Origin of the sequence: Nocardia sp. NPDC004168, assembly GCF_040610355.1 — a bacterium.
Taxonomy (GTDB): Bacteria; Actinomycetota; Actinomycetes; order Mycobacteriales; family Mycobacteriaceae; genus Nocardia; species Nocardia sichangensis.
The window spans coordinates 1-1766 of sequence record NZ_JBEXME010000099.1 but is presented as its reverse complement, the minus strand read 5'-3'; the positions used below and the strand labels follow the sequence as shown (position 1 = coordinate 1766).

Below are 1766 nucleotides of genomic sequence, written 5' to 3'. Positions count from 1 at the left end.
ATCGCCGCCTCCCGCACGAACCACCCCGCCTCGACGATAAGCCACCCGCAGCAGCCGCAACAGGAAAAACGATCAGTTCATACACAGGCACTTAGCATACTGTCGCGGACTGCAAATAACTCCTCGGTCAAGGCGTAGTGGTTTCAGCGGGTTGCTGGTCGACGAGCATGGGTCGGAAAACTACGTCGGAGAGCCTGCGTTTGAGGATCCGCAACGCTTCAAGGCCTCCGTCGCCGGCGGCTTTGAGGCGGGCCAGTAGCTCGCGGGCGCCGGGATGGCAACGTGCCTATGTGAGCGCGATCCGATGAAGCGCCGCTTGAGTAGCCGGTTTCCGTTGCGAGACAGTTGATGTCGCGCGCGGTTGAATGACCCTACCTGGCAGTGGCGCGGTGCCGTTATGGCGCGCGCGAAGGCCCCACCTCGCCCTGCGCCGCCGAAACTGTCAGCGCACGGCGGTCATCGATGCCGTCACTCACCAACGGATCGACATCCTGGCCGACCGCAAGTCCGAAACCCTCGAAAAATGGTTGCCGAACAATCCTGGCGTCGAGGTCGTCATCCGTGGGCGGATCGGCCACCTATGTCGAAGCGATCCGCCGTGCGGCCCGCCGAATTGCAGGTCAGCGACCGTTGGCATCTATGCCCGCGGCCTGACCCGATCGGTGAGGGAAGTCGTCACCGCGCACGGCCAATGCTGGACTGCGGCCGGCGCGAAGCGGCAAACACTCACCCGCGAGACCACCATGCTGGAACGCTGACATGCGGTGCACGATCTGCTCGATCAAGGTGTCGGATTGCTGGACTGCGCCCACCGTTTACCGGGCCTGACTTGTCGACCCCTTCCCGCGACCACTTGCGGCAGTGTCGCACCGAACAGCTCGGTGTCCCGGTCCTTCACCTGTTCCACGAGATCAAAGCGCTCGGATACACCGGCGGCCTGAACCTACTGCACAAATACCTCAACCAAGGGCGCGCCGAGAGCTACCTCATCTGCCTCACCGCGTCGGCTGACTTCATGGATCATGAGCCAGCCAACCGAGCTTCCCAGAGCACACCGCGCTCATCTGGACGAACTTGTCGCAGCCTGCCCAGAGATGACCGACCTGGCTGAACTCGTCGGCGAATTCGCCACGATCCTGGCCGAACGCCGCGGCACTGATCTCGATGGATGGTTCGTGCAGTTCTGTGAAGCGGGGCTGACCGAACTCGACCCGTTTGTAGGCGGCATCGACCAGGACCACGACGCTGCGGTCGCTGGCCCCACCGTGCCCTACAACAACGGCCCGATCGAAGGCGTCAACACCAAGACCAAACTGATCACGCGACAAATGCATGGCAGGGCCCAGTTTTCAGCTACTTCGGCACCGCATCCTGCTCTCGCATAGCGCCCGCCACCGGAAGTGAATCAGAGCCCCTACCTGGACAGAAGCTCGCAGGCTGCTCGCCCGGCACAAAGCCAGCGGCGATGGCAGCGTGGAAGCGCTTCGTATCCTCAATCCCGGCTCTCCGATGCCATCTTCCATGCGACGATCACAGACCATAAATCTGTAGTTCTACTGGCAGGGGCTTGACGGAGAAGCCGGGGACACTCACGGTTCGATTGGGGTGCCAGGGGGGAAGGTGACCGGCAATTCGGTCAGGGCCCTCTGGAAGGGGCCCGGTCGCCAGTCCGGGGTTCGGTTCGGCAGGTTCAGTTCGATCTCCGGCAGTGCGTCGAGGAGTTGGTCGATGGCCTCTTGCGCGATCAGGTAGGCCAGCGGACGCGC

2 protein-coding genes and 1 pseudogene are annotated in these 1766 nt (G+C 62.9%); 2 read left to right on the top strand and 1 reads right to left on the bottom strand.

What is annotated here, in order from left to right; translation table 11 throughout:
• Window positions 1–365 precede the first annotated feature (365 nt).
• A complete protein-coding gene (locus ABZW96_RS37550) occupies window positions 366–758 on the top strand; it encodes a hypothetical protein (protein ID WP_355081638.1) in 393 nt (130 codons plus the stop codon).
• 264 nt (window positions 759–1022) lie between these two features.
• On the top strand, window positions 1023–1385 hold the full coding sequence (locus tag ABZW96_RS37545; protein WP_355081636.1) for a transposase: 363 nt from the start codon (window positions 1023–1025) through the stop codon (window positions 1383–1385).
• Between the two features lie 204 nt (window positions 1386–1589).
• Here ABZW96_RS37545 and ABZW96_RS37540 read toward each other — a convergent pair.
• Window positions 1590–1766, bottom strand: a pseudogene (locus ABZW96_RS37540) (cytochrome P450); the annotation flags it as partial.

Excerpts from the sequence above, each read along its gene's own strand:
- ABZW96_RS37550 (WP_355081638.1), top strand. The coding sequence starts at position 366 with ATGACCCTACCTGGCAGTGGCGCGGTGCCGTTATGGCGCGCGCGAAGG.
- ABZW96_RS37545 (WP_355081636.1), top strand. The coding sequence starts at position 1,023 with ATGAGCCAGCCAACCGAGCTTCCCAGAGCACACCGCGCTCATCTGGAC.